Consider the following 6,900-nt stretch of genomic DNA (forward strand, 5'->3'; position numbering starts at 1 on the left):
CTTTATCGCTAAGTTAGAGCTGTTCCATTATAAATTTTAAAATGTGTGCTATCCGACAAATACTATTTTAATAAGAAGGAACCAAAATCAAATTGATATGTAGAAACAAAATAATAAAGAGGGTTGCCCTCGGCATACCCTCTTTACTTCGACCCTTAACTTTCTGAGTTCTGCGAGCGTTTTATAAATAAAGCTACAACAACTGCAAGTAGTGCCAAACCAAAGCCAATTGTAAATGCATTATGCACGCCTGAAACCATTGCTTTTGTTAATTGAGCTGGGTCAGTTGGATTTGAAGATGCATCCAAATATTTCTTTTGTCCGGAAGTCATAACGCTAATAAAGAAGGCAACTCCTACCGCACCCGCTACTTGCGATAGAGTATTCAAAATAGCTGTTCCGTGAGGGTAAAATCGCTTCGGAAGTTGGTTCAAACCGTTCGTTTGCGCCGGCATCATGATCATTGAAATAGATATCATCATAGTGACGTGTAATAGGATGAAAGTTATTTTAGACGTATCTTCCGTTACTTGTGTAAAGAACCACATCACACCTGCTAATAAGATCGTACCAGGAATAATAAGCGCTCTTAGACCAAATTTATCAAAAAGCTTCCCTGAAACTGGAGAAAGCAAACCATTCAACAGGCTACCTGGAAGCATGATAAGACCGGTTGCATAGACAGTTAAGCCTAAAGCGCCTTGGAATAGAAATGGTAATAACGTCATTGTCGAGAACATCGTCATCATCATGATCGTCAATAAAATTGTCGTGAGCGTAAACATCGGATACTTAAATGCACTAAGGTCTAGTAATGGCTCTTTCAATTTCAATTGACGCAATACGAAGAATAGAATTGCTACAAGACCAATTAGGATTATGCCATATACTTGGAAACTACCCCAACCTTCACCTGAGCTACTAAATCCATAAACAATTCCGCCAAATCCAATTGTAGATAAAAGAATAGATAATACATCTACCTTTGGTTTAGTAGGCTCAGAGACATTTTTCAAATAAATAAACGCAAAAATGATAGAAAAAATCGCGAATGGAAGAACGAAATAAAATAGCCATCTCCAATTCAATGTTTCCAAAATGAGCCCTGAAAGTGTCGGCCCAATGGCAGGGGCAAACATGATTACAAGCCCAATACTCCCCATTGCCGCTCCTCTCTTTTCAGGAGGATATAGAAGGAGAATCGTATTCATTAATACGGGCATTATTAATCCCGTACCTGCTGCTTGTAACAAGCGCCCCATTAATAGTATAGAAAATCCAGGCGCAATCGCACTTACAAGTGTACCGAAAGTAAAGATTACCATAGCACCTATGAATACTTGTCTTGTTGTAAACCATTGTACTAATAAAGCAGAAGCTGGAATGAGTACAGCAACTACAAGCATGTACCCTGTTGAAAGCCATTGAAGAGTCGACGCTGTTACATTCAACTCAATCATTAATTGCGGAAAAGCAACGTTCAATAATGTTTCATTCAAAATGGTGAAAAACGCTCCAATGATCATTGATATTAAAATGGGGAGTCTTTTCACATTGTCAAACTCCTTTGACTGCGAAGAAACAGATGCAGTTTGAGCATTCATACATAAACCCTCCTTGTATTTTCTTTTATAAGTTTTTACTACCTTTGCTAGTCATATTTAACGTAGAAACGCCCATACCAAATTGAAAACGGTAGAGCACAACTACAAGTAAGATCAACAATGACATCACGCCGAAGATATTACTATACATATTTACAGCTTCATTTGCAACAAAAGGATTTAGCTTTAGTGACGTCGATCCTTTATCAAGCAATTTCCCTACTACACTCATAGCCATCGCGCCAGATATGAAATTAATCATCGACAGTAATCCCATTCCCACACCGGTCTCTTCCTTTGACAGTGTTTGTGAAATTGTATTAGACATTGAAATCTGCATAAAGGTCTGTCCTACATTTCCGAAAATTAAAATCAATGCTATGACAAAAGCCGAGACCCCAATGAAAGTAGATAATAATGAGAAAGCAAGGAATATGAATACTGATGCAATAAAAACGAGTGCAAAATTGCCCCGAGTATCAGCTAACCTTCCTCCCTTTCTCCCCATAATTGCCGAGGCAATTGCAGCTGGAACTAAAACAAAACCAATATTCGAAGGAGTCAATCCATTTACTGCTGATAGAAATTGCGGCGTCATGAATGTCATACTAAAGCTCATCGCTGTCGTCATAAAAGCAAGGAGTAACCCAATCGAAAAGTTTTTATTTTTAAACAAAGTCGGTTTTATAAACGGCTCTGTAGCTTTTCTAATCCGCAAAATGAAGAATGCCAACATAACAAATCCTCCAAGGAATAACAACACTTGCATCTGCGTAATAGCAAGCAAGAAGAACGCGACCGATACAGCTAATAGACCTCCGCCAAGAATATCAATACTACCTGCCTTCCCTTTTGCATTGTCTAAATACTTTCTAAAGAAAGGTAGCGTTAGAAGCGGTAGTAATGAAAGAACAAACATGAGTCTCCAGCTTCCAAAACTCGTAATTAATCCAGCGGCAACGGGCCCTAAAGCATTCCCAAGCGCTAAACCAACTGCTGAAGTTCCAAGCGCACGCCCCCTTTTCTCTGGCGCAAAGTATCTAACTGGAATAATCATTGCTGTCGCAGGAAGAACAGAAACTCCCGCTGCCTGAATGACACGGCCTAAAATGATAACCCAATACTCAGTAGCAAGTAGACCAAGCAAGGAACCTAGAGCGAAAATAAGTAGTCCATACGTTAACAAATCCTTTAACCGATATTTATCCGCCAGTTTTCCCATTACGATGGAACCAACAGCATAAACGACCATATAACTCGTCATAATCCAACTAACCTCTGAAGGGACAAGGTTGAATTCTTTACCGATTTCAGGAAGAGCTACATTAAACATCGTACCGTTCATAACCGAAAATATTAGCGTAACTACTAAAACTGCTAGCAATTTATCTGCATTTTGTGATGAATGATCTACCATCTTGTAGACCCCCTTTTCTCTTTCCCATAATCTATACAAATTTAAATGAGTGACAACATAATGAATATCCTCACTATTTTATTATAATGAGGATATCATTTTTATCGTACGTGCTCAGTTTCTACCTCTATTCAATCAAATCTACAATTTGCTTTACAGAAGTTCTGTTACTGCTGAAAAATGAACGACCGCAAGAACTAGTGCTAAAATCATAAGCACGGCTGCTGGCATGATTTTTCCAATTGGATCTTTAACACGCATATGTGACAATACAGCTCCTAACATAATACAAGCAATCCATAATGCTGCTAAAACTAATACGATCTCATTCCAGAAACCAAAAATTAGTCCAACCACGCCTGCTAAAGCGATCCAACCTGTCGCAATTCTAAACCATTGAGGTAAACCTAAATGAGCGAAAGCCTCTACTTGCATTTTTGCTCCCGCAATTTTACTCACACTCGAAAAGAAAAATGCAAAAATTAATAAACATTGAAGTACTAATGCTACAATAGTCATGTACAATCCTCCATTATATATTTTTTAAGGGTATTGCTATTAAATGCTGAAACGATTTGAAATTCCTTACATAAATCCACCTCTCTCTATTATCGTTTTCTATAGATCCCCGCATCAGTTATAATAGTAATTATCCCGCTATTACACATTATGAGTACGAGATATAATGAGGTTACTCACTAATTGTTTATAATATAGAGAGGATACTCACTAATAATATACAATATATTTATGAAACGTGCAAAAATGAACTACAAAATAATGAGGAGGTCATCCCATTCATGAAATCAAATAATCCAGCTGCAATAGATATCATCCATATTTTAATGCAATCGTCCAACTATGTTCAAAGAGAATTTCAATCTCAATTGTCAGCCCTTGACACACCTTATCATCTAACAGGGCCAAGGCTACGCGTTCTATCCACCGTTTCTGAAAATGGTCCCATTCGAATGAATGAATTAGCTGCTAAATTAGGCGTCAAAGCACGTACAGTTACCGATTTTGTCGATGCACTCGAACAAGACAAGCTCCTAGTTCGTATACCAGATCCAACTGATCGCCGAGCTACATTAATTCAACTTACTGAACGCGCGCATTCCAATATGGAGCAGGCGCTCGCTTTCCAAGACAAAGTCGCAAACGATATTTTACAAAACCTCACATTAGAACAACGCGAACAGTTTTTTGAACTTTTATTACTATTAATAAAAGATAAGCAAATTCCAGATTCATGCGGAGAAGTTGAGAACGGAAACACTTGTTAAGTGTGTAAATAAAACCACCTACACCCTAAAAAATATAGGGACTAGGTGGTTTGTTTTTTAAGCTGATTTTCTCGCTGGAATGTCTTTACGCCTATACACACTCAGTACAATCCCCATTATAAGCGCATGAAATACAGTCGGCGTTAATCCGTAGCTAATAAAAGGTAAGGATATAGCAGCAAGCGGCAATAATCCTAGTATCATTCCAACATTATAAATGAACTGGAATACAAAAAGAGTCAATCCACCAACGAGCAGCAATTTACCGTACCGATCATTTATTTTATAAGAGATGACTATTAATCTTGCTACAAAAAGAGAAAGAACGAAGACAAGAATTAACGCAAGCCAATACCCATAATAGTAAGTCAAACTTGCAAATACAAAATCAGTATCCGGAGCAGGGATGAATTTCATATCTCCATATGTACCAAACCAACCTGCTGACGACATTACCTCCTTTAAACGTATATACATAAATCCTGCGCCACCTGCATCACTCTCAGGATTTAAATACCCTAAAAGTCTATCTAAGTGGTATCCTGAAGACCATGATACGGATACCTTAATAATAAATAAACAAATAGGTACAACCGTAATAATCAACGACGTTTTCTTTCCTAGCTTACTCCACCAAAGCATAACGAATACCATCGTAATATAGATAAAAATTGACGAAAGGGTGGATACAATCAAAAATAAGTACAAAGAAAATAAATATAAAACCACAAGATGTATAATCTTTAACCTACTATTATTAAAAAAAGAAGCCCAAGCTAGAAAAAAGAAAGGCACTGCCATTAGACAGTCAATTGCAATTGGACCGATTTGTATTAACGGTTCTCCAATCATTGAAGCGTTTGGAAAACAGTATAGTATTAACAGGACAACTACTCCGATTACATAAAACAACCATCCCATTCTCTCTAATTTCCGATAATCAAGTAACATCATCCCAATCGCTGTTAAAACACCGAGAATAACAAATATCACCTTATTTATCATTACATCATTCGTATATTCAAAAACCAAAACCGGCAAAAACCCTAACCCCATCGCAGCCACTAATAAACCAATTAAGAACCAATCCACCTTTGGCTTATGAAGTTTATTAAGTTCCCGCCCTAGTTTACTCGGACTCCCCATTTGCTCAACAGCCTTATCTTCAGCAACTTCCTCACTTAACCCTTTATCCATCCACATATTCTTTGCCTGTTTTAAGTGAAAATTCAGTTCAGTTGCTACTAAGTCCTTCGCTTCTTTTGATTTAATATGGTTCGTAACTTCTGTTAAAAAACGCTCCCCTTTTTTGTTCAATTTTTCTCACTCCTGTACGAATCCTTTTAATATAAATCGTGCCTTCGTAGCATTCTTCTCTGCCTTTCGCAGCATCTTGTTTCCTTTATCATTTAATTGATAATATTTAGCTCCTTCGTGGTCCCAGCTAGATTGGATAAAGCGATTCTGCTCTAGACGATGTAACAAAGTGTATAGAGACCCTTCATTACCTTCAAATGTTTGAATCCCTCTTCCCCGTAGTAACTGCATCAATTCATAGCCTGTTTTTTCATTCATAAGAAGTTGCAACACTGCTAAAAGGATATCTTCTTCTTTTTCGGACGATTGATTGATTTTTTCACGCACCCGCTTCTGGTGCTGATCAGAAAAACTCAAATGTTTAAAAGTTGTGTTCTCCATTGATTTTCGCAAGCCTTTTAATCGATCTTCCATTTGATTATTCCTCCAATCCTTTCTTCAAAAGCTCCTTCGCTTTTTTCAGCCTCGTTTTTATCGTGTTTTCCTTCACATCTATTACAATCGCAATCTCTTTAATTGATAATTCTTCATAATAAAATAGATAAATGACTTCTCGATATTTGATCGGTAAATTCATTACTGCAGAAGCCAGTTCACGATCCTCCGCATTTTGAATGACAGTTTGTTCCACACTTTCTTTTTGACTCTCCATATACGTAAAGTCATCCTCTGTCACGATGACCTTTTTGTTATACCAACTTTTTAAATAGTCCTTACAATGATTAATTGCAATTCTCCATAGCCATGTTTTTAAGTTCGAATTCCCTTTATATGTATGAAGAGATTTATAACATTTCACAAATATATCTTGCGTTAAATCCTCCGCAACCTCTTTATTATTCACATATGAATACACAAGCTGTAAGACTTCTTGTCCATACTTGTTCATTATTTCGTCGATAAGGTCCTCCTTATCTTCTATTTCAAACGCTTCTATCATTAATTCATCCACAGCCTTCCCTCCTTCCCATATATTAGACGACGCACTGTATGGAAAAGTTTTATAAATTTATAAAAAAATACAAAGGGTAATAATGTTTTTTATAAAACACTTCCTCCGCAACTTACATATAATAAACCGAATAGTCGTTACAATACATTCACCTAAAGAGCGTCTTTCTCCCACGGCGCTCTTTAAGTTTGCAATAAGAGGGGCGTCTTCGTTTCCTATCGCTAAATGAAAAAGAGAACCGATTTAATTAATCCGTACCCTTTGTAAAGGACATTTTAAAAAAAGTTAGGCGGCATCAAGAAGATGATTTCTGTATTCAACAGG

The 6,900-nt window shown here is 37.1% G+C and carries 7 protein-coding genes; 1 reads left to right on the forward strand and 6 read right to left on the reverse strand.

What is annotated here, in order from left to right:
- Positions 1 to 155 precede the first annotated feature (155 nt).
- From PDQ33_RS02635 to PDQ33_RS02645, 3 genes are all read right to left on the reverse strand, one after another.
- Positions 156 to 1,604, reverse strand: a complete 1,449-nt coding sequence (locus PDQ33_RS02635; protein WP_270754625.1) for an MDR family MFS transporter — start codon at positions 1,602 to 1,604, stop codon at positions 156 to 158.
- 25 nt (positions 1,605 to 1,629) lie between these two features.
- On the reverse strand, positions 1,630 to 3,021 hold the full coding sequence (locus PDQ33_RS02640) for an MFS transporter (protein ID WP_270392959.1): 1,392 nt from the start codon (positions 3,019 to 3,021) through the stop codon (positions 1,630 to 1,632).
- 153 nt (positions 3,022 to 3,174) lie between these two features.
- A complete protein-coding gene (locus PDQ33_RS02645; RefSeq protein ID WP_000156912.1) occupies positions 3,175 to 3,540 on the reverse strand; it encodes a DoxX family protein in 366 nt (121 codons plus the stop codon).
- Between the two features lie 281 nt (positions 3,541 to 3,821).
- Here PDQ33_RS02645 and PDQ33_RS02650 point away from each other — a divergent pair, with 281 nt between their 5' ends.
- Positions 3,822 to 4,307, forward strand: a complete 486-nt coding sequence (locus PDQ33_RS02650) for a MarR family winged helix-turn-helix transcriptional regulator (protein WP_048557273.1) — start codon at positions 3,822 to 3,824, stop codon at positions 4,305 to 4,307.
- 57 nt (positions 4,308 to 4,364) lie between these two features.
- Here the strand turns inward: PDQ33_RS02650 and PDQ33_RS02655 are convergent, their stop codons facing one another.
- Genes PDQ33_RS02655 through PDQ33_RS02665 form a run of 3 tightly spaced genes read right to left on the reverse strand, consistent with a single transcriptional unit; the run spans position 4,365 to position 6,576 of the window.
- On the reverse strand, positions 4,365 to 5,624 hold the full coding sequence (locus PDQ33_RS02655; protein WP_270754628.1) for an FtsW/RodA/SpoVE family cell cycle protein: 1,260 nt from the start codon (positions 5,622 to 5,624) through the stop codon (positions 4,365 to 4,367).
- 6 nt (positions 5,625 to 5,630) lie between these two features.
- Entirely contained in the window at positions 5,631 to 6,038 is a 408-nt protein-coding gene (locus PDQ33_RS02660) for a PadR family transcriptional regulator (protein WP_000390164.1), read from the reverse strand.
- 4 nt (positions 6,039 to 6,042) lie between these two features.
- Complete coding sequence (locus PDQ33_RS02665) at positions 6,043 to 6,576, reverse strand: sigma-70 family RNA polymerase sigma factor (RefSeq protein ID WP_046198661.1); 534 nt, start codon at positions 6,574 to 6,576, stop codon at positions 6,043 to 6,045.
- Between the last annotated feature and the right edge of the window lie 324 nt (positions 6,577 to 6,900).

Origin of the sequence: Bacillus cereus group sp. Bc031, from assembly GCF_027716265.1 — a bacterium.
Taxonomy (GTDB): domain Bacteria; phylum Bacillota; class Bacilli; order Bacillales; family Bacillaceae_G; genus Bacillus_A; species Bacillus_A paranthracis.